Annotated in this window: 15 protein-coding genes; 8 read left to right on the forward strand and 7 right to left on the reverse strand. The window is 32.4% G+C overall.

What is annotated here, in order from left to right; translation table 11 throughout:
* Positions 1 to 78: 78 nt before the first annotated feature.
* Positions 79 to 1,623 (forward strand): hypothetical protein, encoded by a 1,545-nt coding sequence (locus tag ACM55H_RS11740; RefSeq protein ID WP_416836664.1) that lies wholly within the window; start codon positions 79 to 81, stop codon positions 1,621 to 1,623.
* Between the two features lie 161 nt (positions 1,624 to 1,784).
* Here ACM55H_RS11740 and ACM55H_RS11745 read toward each other — a convergent pair whose 3' ends face one another.
* Complete coding sequence (locus ACM55H_RS11745) at positions 1,785 to 2,075, reverse strand: putative quinol monooxygenase (RefSeq protein ID WP_416836665.1); 291 nt, start codon at positions 2,073 to 2,075, stop codon at positions 1,785 to 1,787.
* Between the two features lie 2 nt (positions 2,076 to 2,077).
* On the reverse strand, positions 2,078 to 2,671 hold the full coding sequence (locus ACM55H_RS11750) for an NAD(P)H-dependent oxidoreductase (RefSeq protein WP_416836666.1): 594 nt from the start codon (positions 2,669 to 2,671) through the stop codon (positions 2,078 to 2,080).
* A 97-nt stretch (positions 2,672 to 2,768) separates the two neighbouring features.
* Here ACM55H_RS11750 and ACM55H_RS11755 point away from each other — a divergent pair, with 97 nt between their 5' ends.
* Positions 2,769 to 3,662: a LysR family transcriptional regulator gene (locus ACM55H_RS11755; protein WP_416836667.1), complete on the forward strand. Its 894-nt coding sequence runs from the start codon at positions 2,769 to 2,771 to the stop codon at positions 3,660 to 3,662.
* Positions 3,663 to 3,877: 215 nt separating this feature from the next.
* On the opposite strand, the gene ACM55H_RS11760 is transcribed toward ACM55H_RS11755, so the two are convergent.
* On the reverse strand, positions 3,878 to 5,854 hold the full coding sequence (locus ACM55H_RS11760) for an alpha-ketoacid dehydrogenase subunit alpha/beta (protein ID WP_416836668.1): 1,977 nt from the start codon (positions 5,852 to 5,854) through the stop codon (positions 3,878 to 3,880).
* Positions 5,855 to 6,027: 173 nt separating this feature from the next.
* Between ACM55H_RS11760 and ACM55H_RS11765 the strand changes: the two genes are divergently transcribed.
* The 6 genes from ACM55H_RS11765 (at position 6,028) to ACM55H_RS11790 (ending at position 11,579) form a co-directional block, all read left to right on the forward strand.
* Positions 6,028 to 6,978 (forward strand): isopenicillin N synthase family dioxygenase, encoded by a 951-nt coding sequence (locus tag ACM55H_RS11765; RefSeq protein ID WP_416836669.1) that lies wholly within the window; start codon positions 6,028 to 6,030, stop codon positions 6,976 to 6,978.
* A 139-nt stretch (positions 6,979 to 7,117) separates the two neighbouring features.
* Positions 7,118 to 7,447: a translation initiation factor gene (locus tag ACM55H_RS11770; protein ID WP_416836670.1), complete on the forward strand. Its 330-nt coding sequence runs from the start codon at positions 7,118 to 7,120 to the stop codon at positions 7,445 to 7,447.
* A gap of 120 nt (positions 7,448 to 7,567) precedes the next feature.
* Positions 7,568 to 8,437, forward strand: a complete 870-nt coding sequence (locus ACM55H_RS11775) for a nucleoside phosphorylase (RefSeq protein ID WP_416836671.1) — start codon at positions 7,568 to 7,570, stop codon at positions 8,435 to 8,437.
* 96 nt (positions 8,438 to 8,533) lie between these two features.
* The gene (locus tag ACM55H_RS11780) at positions 8,534 to 9,658 is read left to right on the forward strand and encodes an SDR family oxidoreductase (protein WP_416836672.1); all 1,125 of its coding nucleotides are present in this window, start codon (positions 8,534 to 8,536) and stop codon (positions 9,656 to 9,658) included.
* A gap of 116 nt (positions 9,659 to 9,774) precedes the next feature.
* Positions 9,775 to 10,626: a substrate-binding domain-containing protein gene (locus ACM55H_RS11785; RefSeq protein WP_416836673.1), complete on the forward strand. Its 852-nt coding sequence runs from the start codon at positions 9,775 to 9,777 to the stop codon at positions 10,624 to 10,626.
* A 20-nt stretch (positions 10,627 to 10,646) separates the two neighbouring features.
* Positions 10,647 to 11,579, forward strand: a complete 933-nt coding sequence (locus ACM55H_RS11790; protein WP_416836674.1) for a transglutaminase-like domain-containing protein — start codon at positions 10,647 to 10,649, stop codon at positions 11,577 to 11,579.
* Between the two features lie 45 nt (positions 11,580 to 11,624).
* Here ACM55H_RS11790 and ACM55H_RS11795 read toward each other — a convergent pair whose 3' ends face one another.
* Genes ACM55H_RS11795 through ACM55H_RS11810 form a run of 4 tightly spaced genes read right to left on the reverse strand, consistent with a single transcriptional unit; the run spans position 11,625 to position 18,492 of the window.
* Positions 11,625 to 12,923 carry a TolC family protein gene (locus ACM55H_RS11795; RefSeq protein WP_416836675.1) on the reverse strand — a complete coding sequence of 433 codons (1,299 nt, stop codon included), beginning with the start codon at positions 12,921 to 12,923 and terminating at the stop codon, positions 11,625 to 11,627.
* Positions 12,916 to 15,345 (reverse strand): ABC transporter permease, encoded by a 2,430-nt coding sequence (locus ACM55H_RS11800; protein WP_416836676.1) that lies wholly within the window; start codon positions 15,343 to 15,345, stop codon positions 12,916 to 12,918. Before ACM55H_RS11800 ends, ACM55H_RS11795 begins: the two co-directional genes overlap by 8 nt.
* Before the next feature lies 1 nt (position 15,346).
* Positions 15,347 to 17,776 (reverse strand): ABC transporter permease, encoded by a 2,430-nt coding sequence (locus ACM55H_RS11805; protein WP_416836677.1) that lies wholly within the window; start codon positions 17,774 to 17,776, stop codon positions 15,347 to 15,349.
* Between the two features lie 11 nt (positions 17,777 to 17,787).
* Positions 17,788 to 18,492 carry an ABC transporter ATP-binding protein gene (locus tag ACM55H_RS11810; RefSeq protein ID WP_416836678.1) on the reverse strand — a complete coding sequence of 235 codons (705 nt, stop codon included), beginning with the start codon at positions 18,490 to 18,492 and terminating at the stop codon, positions 17,788 to 17,790.
* Between the last annotated feature and the right edge of the window lie 25 nt (positions 18,493 to 18,517).

An 18,517-nucleotide genomic window follows, 5' to 3' on the forward strand; every position in this document is an offset into this window, starting at 1 on the left:
CGAAATATACTGCTTATAAAGAGAATTAAAACTTTATAACATATTGATTAACAAGCAATTAAGCTACAATATTTTACAATGGCTAACCATCAAAAAGATTTCTTATTTGTATTAATAAAATCCCTTTCAAAGTCTGAAAAAAGACAATTTAAGATTTTTGCGAGCCGACTCGAAACAAGTTCAAATACAAAATTCATCGAATTATTCAATATTTTAGATAAATCAGAAGTGTATGATGAGAAACTTATTTTGAAAAGCGGTATCATTAAAAAAGTACAATTATCCAACCTAAAGTCCTATTTATATAAACAAATTTTAGTGAGTATTCGATTGAATATTCCGAGTCAAAATATTCGCTATCAACTAAGAGAGCAAATTGATTTTGCAGCTATATTATACAATAAAGGTTTGTACAAGCAAAGCTTAAAAATCTTGGATAAAACAAAGATTCTGGCATTAGAAAATGACGAAAAACTCATGGCGTATGAGATTGTAGAATTCGAAAAACTAATTGAATCACAATACATTACACGAAGTATTCAAGGACGAGCCGATGAGTTAGTTATTCAGGCCAAGGAGTTGAATTATCGCAATACTATTTCCAGTAAATTATCTAATTTATCTCTACAATTATACGGTATTATGCTCAAAACGGGTTACGTAAAGAGTGACGAGGAGTATAAATATATAGACGACTATTTCAATAAACACATTTCTAAATTCGACGAGAAAAAATTTGGATTTCGTGAAAAATACTGGTTTTATAATGCCAATCTTTGGCACAGCTTTTTAGTGCAGGATTTTTTAGCCAGTTATAAATATGCTTACAAATGGGTTAATCTTTTTTATGACAACCCCAATATGATTTATCTAAATCCAGTATTTTTCCTTAAAGGAAACCATTATTTATTGGAGTCTTTATACATGCTTAAATACAAATCAAATTTTAAAAAATATTTGGTTTTATTAGAAGAAACTATTAACGATCCTCGCTTTCCTGTGAATGATAATATTGCTTCTTTATCATTTTTGTATTTGTATAATAACAAATTAAATTATCATATTTTAGAAGGCACTTTTGCCGAAAGTGAGTACTTAATTCCTGAAATTTTAGAAAAATTAAAATTACATAGTGAACATCTTGACGAACATCACGAAATGTTGTTTTACTATAAAATCGCTTCTATTTATTTTGGTAATGAAAAATATAATGAATGTATCTTTTATTTAGAAAAAATTATAAATAATAAAAATCTTTCAATGCGGGAAGATTTAATGTGCTTTTCTCGAATTCTCTGTCTGATCGCTCATTATGAATTGGGTAAAGATTATTATTTGGAAAATCAATTGAAAAATACCTACAAGTTTTTATTAAAAATGAACGACTTACATGAGGTTCAAAAGGAAATTATGCGATTCATGAAAAATCTAAACTCTATTTATCCTAGTGATATCAAAAAAGAGTTTGTAAAAATGAGAGCGCGATTTATCGAATTGGAAAAAAATACCTATGAAAAAAGAGCTTTTCTTTATCTTGATATTATCTCTTGGCTCGAAAGTAAAATTGAAAACCGAAAAATCAGCGATATCATTAAGGAAAAAGCGAAATTGAGTAATCGATAAGATTTTATACCATAAAAAGGAGGCCGTAAAACCTCATTTTTGTTATTATTTTAATTTTGATCACTTCTAATATATTCAAATGCGGTGCATTTTGCAAATTTGTTTTCTCAATAAATAATCATTGGTAAAAAAAGGCTATCATTTCTGATAGCCTTTTTTTTTTATCCTAATTTCTCTGTTTTATAAAGAATTGGAGTTTCCAGTAAAAGTGGTTTCGAATTTTCGAAAAACGACTGAATATAAGACTGTTGATTATGGTTATCCAATCCGTCTTGATTTTCCCAAATCTCATGAAAAATAAAGGTGTGTGGTTCATCATGATTTTGATGCAAATCATATTGAAGACAAGCCGATTCTTTTATAGAATTTTGAACTAGATCAAGTAAAAGAGATTTCAATGTCTCTATACTTTCCAGTTTGCTTTTTATGATTACTGTTAGATTTATTGGCATAATTAATTTAAAAATAGTTGTGTTAAATGTTTATGATACAATTTAATATCGTTGTCTACATCAGCATTCTTTTCAATATCATGAAAATGCATACTTTGCAATGGTTTCATTCCCGTAAAAGCATTCATTCTGTGAAAACCAAATAATGGTCCTTCATCAACGCTATGCTGGCTAAAAAATTCTCCCGGCAAAGTAAATGCTTCTTTCGGTGCATTCCAAGATGTGGTTAACATATATTTTTTGCCGTGAAGCATTCCCCCTGTTCCGTAATTAATTGTTGGATTTTCTGAAGATCGCCCATCGCTTTTGTAAATCCCTTTTGCATGACCTTCAGTAAAAACCACATCAATATATTTTTTAAATCCGTGAGGCAATTGAAACCACCATATTGGTGTGTGATAGATGATTACATCTGCCCAAACAAACTTTTCAACTTCAGCAGCAGGATTATAATCATCATTAATATTTGTTGTTTTTACTTCAAAATCGTTATTGTTTTTGAAAAAACTCAAGGTTTCATTCGAAATGGTTTCATTAAATCTACCTCCAGAATGTCCAAACTTTTGTCCGCCATTAATTATAAATATTTTTGTCATGATTTCTTTTTTTTAATTTGATGATGCAAAGTTAGAGCGAGAATTTCTATTATTAAAATAACTTAATTCATACATTTGTATCATAATTATAATAGTTATGGTAAATTTAGAATGGTATCGCACCTTTAAAGCCGTTTATAAAACAGGAACATTGACTAATGCAGCAGAAGTTTTATTTATTTCCCAACCAGGAGTGAGTTTGCATTTGAGCTCCTTGGAAAATTATGTGGGTTATAAATTATTTGACCGAACAGGTCGAAAAATGGTTCCCACCGAAAAAGGAAAAGTGCTTTATAATTTCATAATAGAAGCATTGACTAAACTGGAAGAAGCCGAAAAAAATTTTCAAAGAAGCACCGAAAAAAATACACCAACCATAAGTGTTGGAATGTGTTTTGAAACTTTCCAAATTACACTGGAGCAGTATATTTCGACATTACCATTTAATGTTATTATTCAATTTGGTGAATACCCGGAAATGGTCGATAGTTTAGAAAAAGGGATTCTTGATTTAATCATTACTCCACAAATGGTAATTAAAAACACCATTGAATACCAAGCATTTTCCTCCGAAACAATTGTACTTGTTGGCGGTAGCGAAATTGATGATTTGGAATTCAATTCGATAGAAAAAAATGAAACTATAGAAGAAATCGAACTTTGGTTAAAACAACAAAAATGGTATGGAACTACCGGAGACATGGAGCATTTACGCCGTTTTTGGCAATTAAATTTCAATAAACACCCTGATTTCAGACCTAATTATATTGTGCCAAATCTAAATTCTATTGTACGTTGTTTGAGCAGCGGCAAGGGACTGGCTGTTGTTCCTGATTTTCTTTGCCGAAAAGAAATTGATAATGGTTCTATTAAAATGATTTGGAAAGGGAAAACGCCGCTAAAAAACACACTTTATTTTGCAACCAGAAAAAAAACAATGTATCAGGAAGAGATAACTCTGATTAAGAAAATATTTTTAGAACTAAACTAAAACACTACGTTTTAAAAATATTATTACTTTTAAAGAATACTTAAAAATTTAAATTTATGAATGGATTTTTTAAAACAATACTTGCAGGTTACGGTGCCAAAAAATTAGGTAGTGGCTGTTTTGGAACAATTATTATTTTTATAATAATCTATTGGATATTAGGTTATTTTTAGACTTTTAATTCTAAAAATAACCTAATGCTATAAGTTCAAATATTAGTAAGCCAAAAGTTGTTTCAAATCACTTTCGAATCTGCCTTTCGGTAAATATTGATCTTCCAATGCTTTTGTAAACGGAATTGGCGTATCTAAACTTGCCACGCGCTTTACCGGCGCGTCAAGGTATTTGAAACAATTTTCCATTATCATTGCCGAAATATCGCTGGCAATTCCGCCAAACATACTGTCTTCCTGATAAATAATCACTCTTCCGGTTTTCTTTACCGAAGCAAAAATAGCTTCAATATCCAAAGGTTGTAAAGTTCTCAAATCCAATAAATCAGCTGAGATTTCCGGGTTTTTAGCTAAAGTATCCAAAGCCCAATGTACCGCTGCACCAAACGAAATAATAGTAACCTGATTTCCTTTTTTCAATAAAGCGGCTTTTCCTAATGGAATCGTATAATAATCCGTAGGAACGTCTTGGTAAACGCTTCTGTATAATTGCTTGTGTTCAAAGAATAATACCGGATTTGGATCGTTTATAGAAGTATTTAAAAGCCCTTTGGCATCATATGGAAATGCGGGATAAACCACTTTTAAACCGGGAGTTTTGGTAAACCAAGCTTCATTGGTTTGCGAATGAAATGGTCCAGCTTGTGTTCCGCCACCACAAGGCATTCGTACCACAACATCAGCCTTTTCTAACCAACGATAATGTGATTTGGCCAATAAATTTACAATTGGATTGAATCCTGTTGAAACAAAATCAGCAAACTGCATTTCTACAATCGCTTTGTATCCGTTAATAGATAATCCCATTCCAGCCGAAACCACAGCACTTTCACAAATAGGTGTATTGATAACCCGCTCTTTACCAAACTGCGCTACAAAACCATCGGTAATTTTGAAAGCACCACCATATTCAGCAATATCTTGCCCCATGATAACAGAATTTTCATGACGTTCCATTGATTGCCTCAAACTAGTGGAAATAGCATCTATAAAACGAATATTTTCTTTCTCTTCTGATGGTTTAACTTGTTCGAATGTAAATGGTTTATATACATCATTTAATTCTTCACTTAACGTAGCTTCAATCTCAGGTTCGGCATTGGTAACAGCCAAACTTTCATCAATGTCTTTCTTTATTTCAGCATGCAAAGCCGCATCAAAATCGGCTGTAAGAATTCCGTTTTCTGTTAAATATTTTCTATAATTTTCTACTGGATCTTTAATCGCCCACATGTTCATTAACTCTTGCGGAACATATTTTGTACCACTCGCCTCCTCATGTCCACGCATTCTGAAGGTTTTGAATTCCAATAAAACAGGACGTGGATTTTCTTTCATCGAAGCTTTCAATTCGGATAACAAATTATATACTTCCAGAATATTATTACCATCAATAATATGGCTTTCCATTCCGTATCCCTTACCTTTATCAGCTAGATTTTCGCAACGGTATTGCTCATTTGTAGGTGTCGAAAGTCCGTAACCATTATTCTCTATTACAAATAGTACCGGTAATTCCCAAACCGAAGCTATATTCAAAGCTTCATGAAAATCGCCTTCACTGGTAGCACCTTCGCCAGTAAAAACTGCCGTAACTTTTCCATTTTTCTTGAGTTTATTGGCCAAAGCGATTCCGTCTGCAACACCTAATTGAGGTCCCAAATGCGAAATCATTCCAATAATCTTATATTGTTGGGTTCCAAAGTGAAAACTTCGATCACGACCTTTGGTAAAACCATTGGCTTTACCTTGCCATTGCGAAAACAATCGGTACAATGGAATGTTTCTTCCTGTAAAAACACCTAGGTTTCTATGCATTGGTAAAATATACTCGTCTGAATCTAAAACTGCGGTAACTCCTACAGAAATAGCCTCTTGTCCAATTCCAGAAAACCATTTGGATACTTTTCCCTGACGAATAAGTATCAACATTTTTTCTTCTATCAGTCTTGGCTTCAGTATTCTTTTATATAAATCTAATAATTGATCGTCAGTAAGATTTTTTCGGTCAAAAGTCATTTTTTCAGTTTTATTATATGGTTCAAAGATAAAAAAATATAACAGTTTGATGTTATTTTGTTATATTTTTTTATTTTGTTTGTGATTTTTAAAATACAGATATAAAATTATTCTTTACATTTGTATCTGCAAGGTTTTTAGACCTTGTAAGTTATAAAAAAATATTTAAAAGTATGCAAAACATTCCTAGTGTTGACTTGCGTGATTTCCTTTCGGACGACCCGAAACGTAAACAAAAATTTGTAAATGAAATCGGAAGTGCATTTGAAGATATTGGCTTCGTAGCACTCAAAGGGCATTTTTTAGACGACCAATTGGTTGATGAATTGTATGGTGAAATCAGAAATTTTTTCGCTTTGCCTTTAGAAACAAAGCGTAGTTATGAAATTCCTGGAATTGGCGGACAAAGAGGTTATGTTTCTTTTGGAACAGAGCATGCCAAAGGAAGAAAAGAAGGGGATTTAAAGGAGTTTTGGCACTTTGGGCAATATGTATCCAAAGATTCCAAATATGCTTCAGAATACCCTGAAAATGTTGAAGTAAAAGAATTGCCCCGTTTTAATGTTGTGGGTAAAGAAGCCTACCAAATGCTAGAAAAAACAGGTGTTTATGTCCTGAGAGCATTGGCTTTACATCTTGGTTTGGATGAATTTTATTTTGACAATTATGCCAAAGACGGAAATTCAATCTTAAGACCTATTCATTATCCACCGATTACATCTGAACCAGCCAATGCGATTCGTGCCGCTGCTCACGGTGATATCAATTTGATTACCTTATTGATGGGAGCGCAAGGAAAAGGATTGCAGGTTCAAAATCATGATGGTGAATGGATTGATGCCATTGCTGAACCCGACGAATTGGTAATTAATGTGGGTGATATGTTATCACGTCACACCAATAACAAGTTGAAATCTACAATTCATCAAGTGGTAAATCCACCAAGAGAATTGTGGGGAACATCGCGTTATTCTATTCCGTTTTTTATGCATCCGGTAAGTGATATGAAATTGGATTGTTTGGAGAACTGTATTGATGCAGAAAATCCAAAAAAATTCGAAGATATTACTGCAGGAGCTTATTTATATGAACGTTTAGTAGATTTGGGACTTATTAAAAAATAAAACTTAAATTTACGTCAAATACTAAAAGACATTGAGTGTATGCTTAATGTCTTTTGTTTTTTACTCTTTAGAAATTAAGAAAATAAACGTTGTATTTTAAATTTCTAAATGGTTTTAAATAAAAATTAATTTTAAAATTATGGACTTAAAAGACCAATTAAAAAACCTTTTTCCGGATCACGAACCATCTCCTGAGGAAACTATTGAGGAAGTTGCCCACGAATTATACGTTCAAAAAGAACCCATGATTTGCAAATTCGAAAAGCGAAAAGGAAAAGCTACCACTATAATTGAAGGTTACGAAGGAACTGACGAGGATTTTAAAATTCTCGCCAAAGAAATCAAAACCAAATTAAGTGTTGGCGGCACTTTCAAAGATGATTCTATCATTATACAAGGTGATTATCGGGATAAAATCATGACTATTTTAAAAGAAAAAGGCTTTAAAGTAAAACGTGTTGGAGGGTAATCACCACCTAACCTCCCCGAAGGGGAGGAACCAAAACAAAATAAAAAAAATACAATCTAAATCAGGAACTGGCTCCCTCTCCTTTGGAGAGGGCTGGGGAGAGGAAAAAATAATTTAATAATGATACAATCATCAGAATTAATATTAAATCCAGATGGCAGTGTATACCATTTGAATTTAAAACCAGAACATATTGCGCATGATATCATCTTTGTAGGCGACCAAAATCGTGTCGAAAAAATCACACAATTTTTTGACAGCATCGAATTTTCTGCTCAAAAAAGAGAATTCAAAACCCAAACCGGGATTTTCAAAGGAAAACGAATTACCGTGATGTCAACTGGAATTGGCCCAGATAATATTGATATTGTCATGAACGAATTAGATGCTTTGGTTAATATTGATTTGAAAACCCGTCAACCAAAAGAAAATCTAACTTCATTGAACATCATCCGTATTGGAACTTCGGGCTCTTTACAAGCTGATATTCCTGTAGATAGTTTTGTGCTGTCTAAATTTGGATTAGGCTTGGACAACATGCTCCGCTCCTATTTGATTGACGAAGTTTCGAATATTGAAATGGAAGATGCTTTTGTAAAACACACCAATTGGGACTTGCGAAAAGGAAAACCATATGTGATTTCTTGTTCTTCATCACTGGAAAAAATGATTGAAAGCGACAAAATGCACAAAGGAATTACCGCAACAGCCGGAGGTTTTTACGGCCCACAAGGGCGTGTGTTGCGTTTGAACATTCAAGACGAAACATTGAATTCTAAAATGGATAATTTTCAATTTGGTGACAACCAAATTACAAACTTAGAAATGGAAACCGCTGCTATTTATGGCCTTTCGGCTCTTTTAGGACATAATGCATTGTCGTTAAACGCTATAATTGCCAATCGGGCTTCGGGAACTTTTAGTGAAGATCCTTATAAAGCGGTTGATGAATTGATTGCGTATACATTAGATAAAATTGCTTTAGGATAAGGAGTTCTAATTTTCAAAATCTCACCTATTTGTAGTTTTAAAAAAGTTTAACTTTAATTTTTTAAAACTACATTTGTTTTTTAGAACAATTCAATAATGAAAATAATACTTACAGGTGCTACAGGAGTTTTAGGTTCTCATATTATGTATGAAATTCTGGAACTTTTTATCAACAATAAAATTGACGGAAAACTTTTTCTTATTGCAAGAAATAAAGGAAAGAACTCCGCTTTAGATAGAATAAACGAACTCTTATCCAGTAGTTATACCCCTAAAATCATTAAAGACAAAGGCATAGAAAAATTGCACGAATATATCGAAATCATTGATACTGATTTAGCTTCAATTCAAGATACTTTTTCGAACCAAATAAAAGGCGCATATTTTATTCATTCGGCTGGATACGTTAATTTGTCTACAGATGAAGAGCAACGAGAGAAAATTTTTGATGAAAATACTACAATCACAAAATCACTTTTTAATATATTTCATCCCTTTATAAAAAAGTTCATATATATTGGAACTGCTTTTTCATCAGGAATCCGAAAAGGAGTAATTGCTAATGATTTTCATAGTTTAAGTTTTAAACCAGAGCATCGCAATGCATATGAAAATGCTAAATTCCATTCTGAAAATTTTATAGCCCAAGAAAGTAAAAAAATAGGTTTACCCTTCCAAATTCTGCGTCCAAGTGTGATTGGCGGTAAAATGTTAGGAACCGAAAACCAATATTTCATTCCAAAATACATGGTTTTTTATCTTTTGGCAAAATTCTTTCACTTTACTTCCCAGCGAAAAGGCGAACAAGAAAATGTCCGTTTTATCATCAATGAAGAAACAGTTTTGAACATTATCCCAGTCGATTATGTGGCAAAAGTAATTGTAAACACCTTCGAAAGAGAAGATATTGAACAGCTTAATATTGTAAATACTAAAAGTTTCAATATGGTAAAAGGTTTGCAATTGATTATGAAAGAAGTGGGATACACTAATTTCACTTTAATACAAAATCCATTAGATTTCAAATACAAAAACGTCATTGAAAAATTGTATTATGAAAGTATTGGCAAGCATTTAAGTCCCTATTTCACGACTGCCGCCAACGAATATGATACTACATTATTGAACTCCATTCTTGAAATACCAAAACTGGACCAAGAAGCGTTTACCAATATGATTCGTTATGCAAGAGTGAATAATTTTAAAGATATTAATGTGTAATTTCAGGAGCTAATTCCCGCTGTACACTGTAATCTATTGCGCCGAACCCCGGCACAATAGGATTTCCGTTTCCATCGGGGCTAGTTAAAACGATTGACGATAAAAATCAAAAAAAAATGACAACAATAAAAATAGCTGGAGTTCCGGAACATTTTAATCTTCCTTGGCATTTAAGCATCGAAAACGGAGATTTTGAAAAAGAAGATATCGATTTACAATGGACTGACGTTCCTGAAGGAACCGGTAAAATGTGCCAAATGCTTCGTGATGGAGAAACTGATATTGCCGTAATCCTAACCGAAGGAATCGTAAAAGATATCGTTGCCGGAAATCCGAGTAAAATTGTGCAAGTCTATGTAGAAAGTCCTTTAATCTGGGGAATTCACGTAGCTGCAAACTCTAATTATAAAACGTTAGCTGATCTAGAAAATACCAAAGTTGCTATTTCCAGATTAGGTTCCGGTTCGCAATTAATGGCATATGTCAATGCCAATAATCAAGGTTGGAAAACAGATAATCTTCAGTTCGAAATCATAAATACGATTGATGGTGCAGTTGAAGCTCTGACAAACGGAACAGCTGATTATTTTATGTGGGAACGTTTTATGACTAAACCACTTGTCGACAAAGGAATTTTCCGCAGAGTTGCTGATTGCCCTACGCCTTGGCCGTGTTTTGTAATTGCTGTTCGGGATGAAGTTTTAGAAAAAAACCCAAAAATCATTTCTAAAATTTTAAAAATAATCAATCAAACAACTCAAGAATTTAAAGATATTCCAAGTATTGACAAAACTTTAGCGTCAAATTACAATCAAAAAATTGACGATATTCAAGAATGGTTGTCTTTAACGCAATGGTCACAAAAACCTTTAACAGAGAAAGTGTTAAACAAAATTCAAAATCAACTATTTCAACTTAAAATTATCGATAAAAAAGGTACTTTTGATGCAATTGTAAAAGCAGTCTAGATTTCTGTTTTTATGTTATTATGATAAAAATAAAAAAAATTACTTTTCAAGGTATTAAACAAAAATTTCAGGTCAAAAAACCCTGGGATGACGTTATTATTTTTGTCTTAAACATATTAATTGCAATTCCGGTTTTTATAATTGTACATCAAAACCTAATAAACCCCAACTGGTTTTTTAATATTGACAGAATCATTTTATTCCTACTCATCGTAGTAGCAATACAATTAATCTTGAGATTTCTTCGGACAATTATTCTCATTTGCATGCTCTTGTATTTAATGGTCTTAATTTATGGTTCAGTGATTGGGAATTATGGTTTCAACAGTGTTTTTGAGGACTATAATTCAATGATGTACTCTATGTCGTACAATCCGTATCCGCAGGATATAATCATTGCCAAACTGCTTCCGTTTCCAAATAAATCAAAAATCATTAATGCCATAGAATATCAGAATCCAAAAGTGAGGAATTTTGCGATTATGGCGACAACTAAATATTTCAAAAATGTAAAGGGATATTCTGATTATAGAACCATTATTCAATGTTTTGCCGTATTTAAAGAAATAAATCACCGATGGAACTATGTGAGTGATCCTAAAGATGGGGATTATATTGCATCTGCCAGTGAATCACTTGACTATTTTTCAGGAGATTGCGATGACCATTCTATCTTAATGGCAGCATGTGTCAGAGCAATTGGTGGTACTCCCCGATTGATTCATACTAAAGGACATATTTATCCTGAAATATTAATTGGCTCCCATAATGATTTAGAAAAAGTAAATTTTCTAATTAAAAATGTTTTGTTTGTAAATGAAAGTAATGAGAAACAACTTCATTATCACATCGATGAACGAGGTCAAATATGGATGAATCTAGATTATACGGCTAATTATCCAGGCGGACCTTTTTTATCCGAAGAAATTCTGGGTGCATTAACTTTAGAGTAAAACTATTTTAAGAATTGTAAATACTTTAAATTTTTGGTTTCATTTTTATAAAACATTATTTTTCAACAGCTTTATTTTCAGGTCAATATATTGCAGTTGAAGATTATTTTTCAACACTTCATACTCTGCCGTCAGCAATTGGTTTTTCACAGTGGAATATAAAATCGCTTCTACTTTTCCGCTTATAAACTTTGCTTGTGTAGTAATTAGTGATGCTTTGGCATATCTTAGTTTTTCTATCAATTTATTCTGAAGTTGCAAATAATTTCTTTTGTTTTGTTCTTCTAATACGACTTGTTTGTCTAATTGTTGTTTTTCTTGTTCTAAGACCAGTTTTACCTTATCACTTACTATTTTCGATGCACTGATTTTTTTATTATTTCTAAAGCCATTGAAAACAGGAACGTTCAACTGCATGCCAATTTGTTGACTTCTGTTGTCTTCTAATTGATTCTTAAAACTATCTGTGTTTACTTGATTTAAAGTTTTATAATAAAAAGTGGAATATCCATAATAGGCTGACAATGTGGGCAAATTGCTAGCTTTTTCTAAGCCTACCGACTTCAAACTATTTTGATAATGGAGCTCAGCAAGCTTTATTTTAGGATTATATACTATCTTTTCAATAGCGTCAGTAGTTTTTTCGTTCAAATAGAGCTCCAAAACCACTTTATCAGTTACAACATCTGTAACATTTATCAATTGAAATAATTGCGTCTTTTTAATTGCATACAACTGCTCGGTTTCTAAATTTCGATTTTCTTCCTCCGAAAAGCTCAATTGCATATCATATAAATCACTTTGAGGCTTACTCCCAATAGCGACTTCTTTTGTTACTCTGTCCAAGTTGAAAGTAGCTTGTTTGAGTTGCTCTTTTTGTATTTTTAATAATTCTTGAGTGTAAAGTGCCTGATAATAGCTTTCTAAAAGCTGTAATTTATATTCGTTTTCTACAACATCTTTCTCGGCTTTAGCCAATTCAATATTTATTTTATCCTTTTGAGCATTTGCAAAAGCACTGAAATCAATTAGATTTGTTCGGGCATTGCCGTAGAAATTATTATTTTGCAAATTAGAACTTACCCTTCCGTTTGTTGAAGGATCAATGGTAGAACCAAAATTATAACCTTGTTCCCCATATAAATTGATCGTTGGCAACATTCGATTTAAAACGGAATTTTGTGACTTCTGTGTTCTTTTTATTTCTAGCTGTCTGATTTTTATTTCGATATTATTCTGCAAACCCATTTCCATATACTTTGTAAGCGACCAAGGATTTTCCTGGCCGCTAGCAAAAGCACAAAATAGTATAAAGACTACTGTTAAAACGATTCTATTATTCATATTTTAAATATTTCAATATGTCAGTTTTTGTTGCTTGATAAGCTCTTGACAGCACTATTATTAGTGTTAAAACTAATAAGATTATAAATCCAAAAACGAATGGAAATACCGTTATATCTATTCTAAAGGCGAAATTTTCAAGCCATTTGTTCAATAAATAATACACCGGAAATAAGGCTATTAAAAACCCGATTATGCAATACAAAATATACTGTTTTGATAACTCTTTCAACAAAACATTAGTTTCTGCACCAAGCGTTTTTCGGATTGCAATTTCTTTCATCCGTCTCTGTATCGAATAGGAAGCCAGAGCAAATAACCCGAAAAGGGCAATCCCAATTACTACTACATTCAACAATGAAAAAAGATTTTTTTGTTTTACGTAGGTTTCATAAGTTCTGGCGTACTCTTCATCTACGAAATCATATTCAAATGGGTATTCAGTATTCACTTTAGTTGTCCAAAATTTCTCGATGTCAGCAATGGTATTTTCCATATTATCTGCTTTTAGTTTTACATAAACTCGACGAATGGCTGAGTATGACATATTGAAGGAGGTAACATGAAAAATTGTCATTGGCGGAACTTTATCTTCTGGACTAAATAGATTGAAATCTTTAACGATACCAACTATTTTCAATTTTTTTCCGAGCAATTCAATTTCTTTTCCAATTGGGTTTTTCTCTTTCATCATTTTGAGAGCCGTTTCGTTTATCATCACAGAATTGATAGTGTCCGAAACTAATTTTTGGTCAAGTCCTCTGCCTTTTATCACTTTTATTTTCATCATTTCAAGCATGCCAAAATCAACAGCCATATTCTGCCCTTGAAAATTCACATCTTTATAGGTAACGTTTGACAACATTGCACCATCTCCAAATTTAACAATACCTGTTGAAACCTGTTCAACTCCTTTTATCTTTGACAGTTCCTGTTTTATAGTATTGTATCTGTTGAATATATTTTGCAGTATGGGTGCTTCTTGGTAATAATCAGAAACCGGAGGGGTAAATGTTATAGACATTACTTGTTCTCCCTTAAATCCAAGATCTTTATTACTTAAGTATTTTACTTGATGATAGACAATATAAGATCCAATAATAAAAAAGGAGGCAATTGAAAACTGTAAAACCAGCATCCCGTTGCGTAACCAAACGCCACTTTTGCTCCTTCCAAAATTCCCTTTCAATACTTTTAACGTTTCAAAATTGGAAACATAAACCGCTGGAAATATCCCTGCAACCAAAATAGTAATTATAAAAATCAGAATCAATTGCAAATAAAATTCACTTCCTTGCATCATTAGGTTCTTTTCCAAAAATTCATTGTAATAAGGCAATGCCAATTCTACAATTACCAACGCCAATAAAATAGAAAATGAACTAATAAGGATGGTTTCGAAAACGAATTGGCTAATGATATTGCCTCTTGATGCGCCTACAATTTTGCGCACTCCCACTTCTTTGGCGCGTTTTATGGCATTGGCAGTAGCCATATTAACATAATTAACAATTGATAGGATAAGTATCAAAATAGACAATCCAGCCATAATTAGCAGGAACTGATAATTACCTCTCCCTTCTGGATATCCATCAACGATGGAATGGAGCCTCGCTTTGGAGAGCGGTTCCAAAACAACTTTAATACGTCCATTCTTTTTAATTACTTCCTCGGGTGTAATTCCCTGTTCTTTCGCATCTCTTAGCGTAAATTCATTATAATATATTTGCTCTATTTTCTTTTTAATTTCCTCTGCCTTAGAAGGGGTTTTTAGTTTTAAAAGCACTTTGAAATTAAAAATATTGCTTTGGTTTTTATTTGAATCAAAATTCCTTCCAATCCTGTCAATCAACATTTCTGGAGCAATGGAAGAATTCCCAGGAATGCGGTAAACTGCGCGAACAACAAACATTCCATAAAAAACTTTCACTTGTTTGCCAATCGGATTTTCATCGCCAAAAACTCTTTTAGCAATATCTTCCGAAATGGCTATGCTGGTTTCGTCTTTTAATGCTGTAATGGCATCGCCTTTAATAATTTTAAAAGGAAAAAAAGAAAAGAAAGTACTTTGTATATTAATAATTTTGTCGATTTCTACACTCTTTCCTTTATAGAGAATACGATCATTTATATAATCACCTTTGGAATAAAGGACATTTTCAATTTCGGGATCTTTTTCTAAAAAAAATTTTAATAGTGAGGGTTGATTTGCAGAAACAGTGCCGTCTGGCATTTCAACCAATACCTGATAGACTTTTTCTTTTTCAGGATTCCAAGCATCATAGCTTTGTTCGTCGTTCCAATACAGCAAAGCAAAAATCAATCCCGCAATTCCTATTGCCAATCCGAAAACATTCAAAGCCGAAAACAGCTTGTTGTTTTTGAGATGGTAAATAAATATGTTAATCCAATTTTTTAGCATGTTATTCGTATTTTAAATAGTATAAAACATCAACTCTTGTTGCTTGATAAGCTCTTGAAAGTACCACTATTAGGGTTAAGGATAGTAAGGCTACAAATCCAATTAAAAAAGGATAGATTGAAATGTCTATTCTGTAAGCGAAATTCTCCAACCATTTGTTGAGTAAATAATACACAGGAAATAAAGCAATCAAAAATCCTATGACACAATAAATTATGTATTGTTTGGATAATTCTTTAAGTAAAATTTTCGTTTCGGCACCAAGCGTTTTTCGAATAGCAATTTCTTTCATGCGTCTTTGTATTGAATACGAAGCCAAAGAGAATAATCCGAAGAGAGCGATGCCAATTACAATTACATTTAATAATGTAAACAGGTTCTTTTGTTTTACATAGGTTTTATAAGTTCGCATATAACTTTTATCCACAAACTCATATTGAAATGGATAATCTGAATCCACATTTTTAGTCCAGAATTTTTCAATATCTGCAATAGTTTGCTCTGTATTTTCAGCTTTCACTTTTACGTAGATATGTTGAATATTTCCAATCATCCAGCCAATTGTTTTGAAGTGAAAAAAGACCATTGGAGGTACTTTTCCTTGCGGATTATAAAGGCTGAAGTCTTTTACGACACCAATAATTTTGAGTTTATTACCATTCCAATCGACAATTTTACCAATTGGATTTTTCTCGTTCATTATCTTTAAAGCTGTTTCATTGACCATCATCGAATTTATAGTATCTGAAGCAATTTTTGGATTCAAATAACGCCCTTGAACCATTTGAATTTTCATCATTTCGAGCATACCAAAATCTACAGCAATATTTTGACCTTGAATATTATTGCCCTTATAACTAAAACTCGAAGAAGAATCATTTCCCCCACCAAATTTGAATGCTCCTGTTGCTACTTGCTCTACTCCTTTTATTTTTGAAATTTCATTTTTGATAGTGGTGTATCGATCAAATATCTGCTGTTCTGAATTTTTCGCGTTACGAATGGCCTCAGGTTTGTAATAAAAAATTTCTAAAACCTGTTCCCCTGAAAACCCTAAGTTTTTATTGGCTAGATAGCGTACTTGCTCGTACACAATATAAGAACCGATAATAAAGAAGGAAGCAATGCTAAATTGTAGAATTAGCATTCCGTTTCGCAACCAAACACCACTTTTACTCCTTCCAAAATTCCCTTTCAATACTTTTAAAGTTTCAAAATTAGATACATATATCGCTGGAAAAACGCCTGCACAGATTACTGTAATTATAAAAATGAATATAGTTTGGAGATAAAATTGGTTTCCATAAATGATTAATTCTTTATCTAAAAATTCATTATAATATGGTAATGACAGTTCAACAATAACTAATGCCAGCAAAATAGAAATCGAAACAGTAATTACAGTTTCAAACAAAAACTGTTTGATTATTTCAGCTTTTGAAGCACCAACAATTTTTCGCACACCTACTTCTTTGGCTCGGCGAATAGCATTTGCTGTTGCCAGATTGATATAGTTGACTATAGATAATATCAAAATTAAAATAGACAATCCAACCATTATCAGTAGAAATTGGTAGTTCCCATTCCCTTCGGGCATTCCTTGACCTTTAGAGTGTAATCTGGAAACTGAAAGAGATTCTAATATGAAATTAAAATGACCATATTTTGATTCAAATTCTTTCGGACTGATTCCTTCTCCTTTTGCTTCTTTAACTATTTTATTTTGATAGTAAATTGAAGTGATTTTTTTCGAAATTTCATTCGCTTTTGAAGGGTCTTTTAACTTGATAAACCAACCATTATTAAAATTTCCCCAATTGTCTTTATCTAGATTAATCCTTCTTTTCATATTGTTCACTACTGCATCAGGAGCAATCGATGAATTACCGGTAATGTTATATACAGCGGTTACGGTTAGAATTTGATTTTCATATTGAATTTGTTTTCCGATTGGATTTTCAGTTCCAAAAAATTGTATTGCCGTTTCTTTTTTCATAGCAATACTATTTTCATTTTGCAATACGGTTTTTGGATTTCCCTGAAGAAAATTAAAAGGAAAAAAATCAAAGAAATCATTTTGAGCGTTAAACAATTTTTGAATAATTATTTTTTTGTCTTTATATTTATAAAGTGGGGATTCGTACCAATTTTCGCAGTACATCATCTTTTCAATATTAGGCTCATTTTTTAAGAATGGTTCAATGGTAACTGGAGTATTTGCTCCTGCTTCGTTCTCACCAATATCGACCAAAACCTGAAAAACATTCCCTTTTTCAGGATTCCAATCATTGTAACTCTTCTCATCATTCCAATACAGTAAAGCAAAAATTAATCCTGCGATTCCAATACTCAAACCCAAAATGTTCAAAGCTGTAAAAAACTTGTTGTTTTTGATGTGATATAAAAATATATTTATCCAATTTTTTAGCATGATTTTCTGGTTTATTGGCTAATTAGAACATCAACATTATGGCTATTCATTTTTTCCGAAAGGATTATTCCATCTTTCATAAGAATGATTTTTTGTGAAAATGAGGCATCATAATCAGAGTGAGTTACCATTAATATTGTGGCACCGTTGGAATGTAAATCGGTCAATAATTCCATTACTTCGTTTCCGTTTTTACTGTCTAAATTCCCTGTAGGCTCATCGGCAAGAATAATTTTCGGATCGTTAATTAAGGCTCTTGCTACCGCCACACGTTGTTGCTGTCCTCCAGAAAGTTGTTGCGGATAATGTTTTAATCGGTGCGAAATGCCTAATTTATCTGCAATTGCTTCTACTTTTTTCTTTCTATCGACCGAAGAAACTTTGTTGTAAATCAACGGCAATTCGATATTGTCATAAACCGATAACTCGTCAATCAAATTGAAATTCTGAAAAATGAAGCCAATATTTTCTTTTCTGACTTTTGATTTTTCTTTCTCTTTTAGCCCAATCATTTCTTGGTTTAGTAATTGATAACTTCCGCCAGAAGCACTGTCCAACAATCCAACAATATTCAATAAAGTGGATTTTCCGCTTCCAGATGGCCCCATGATGGACACAAAATCGCCTTGATTAATGGTTAAAGAAACTTCACTTAGCGCTTTGGTTTCAACTTCTTCAGTTCTAAATACTTTTGAAAGGTTTTTAATTTGAATCATAATATTATTCGTTTTTTGATTGATG

Origin of the sequence: Flavobacterium cryoconiti, assembly GCF_048158645.1 — a bacterium.
GTDB lineage: Bacteria > Bacteroidota > Bacteroidia > Flavobacteriales > Flavobacteriaceae > Flavobacterium > Flavobacterium cryoconiti.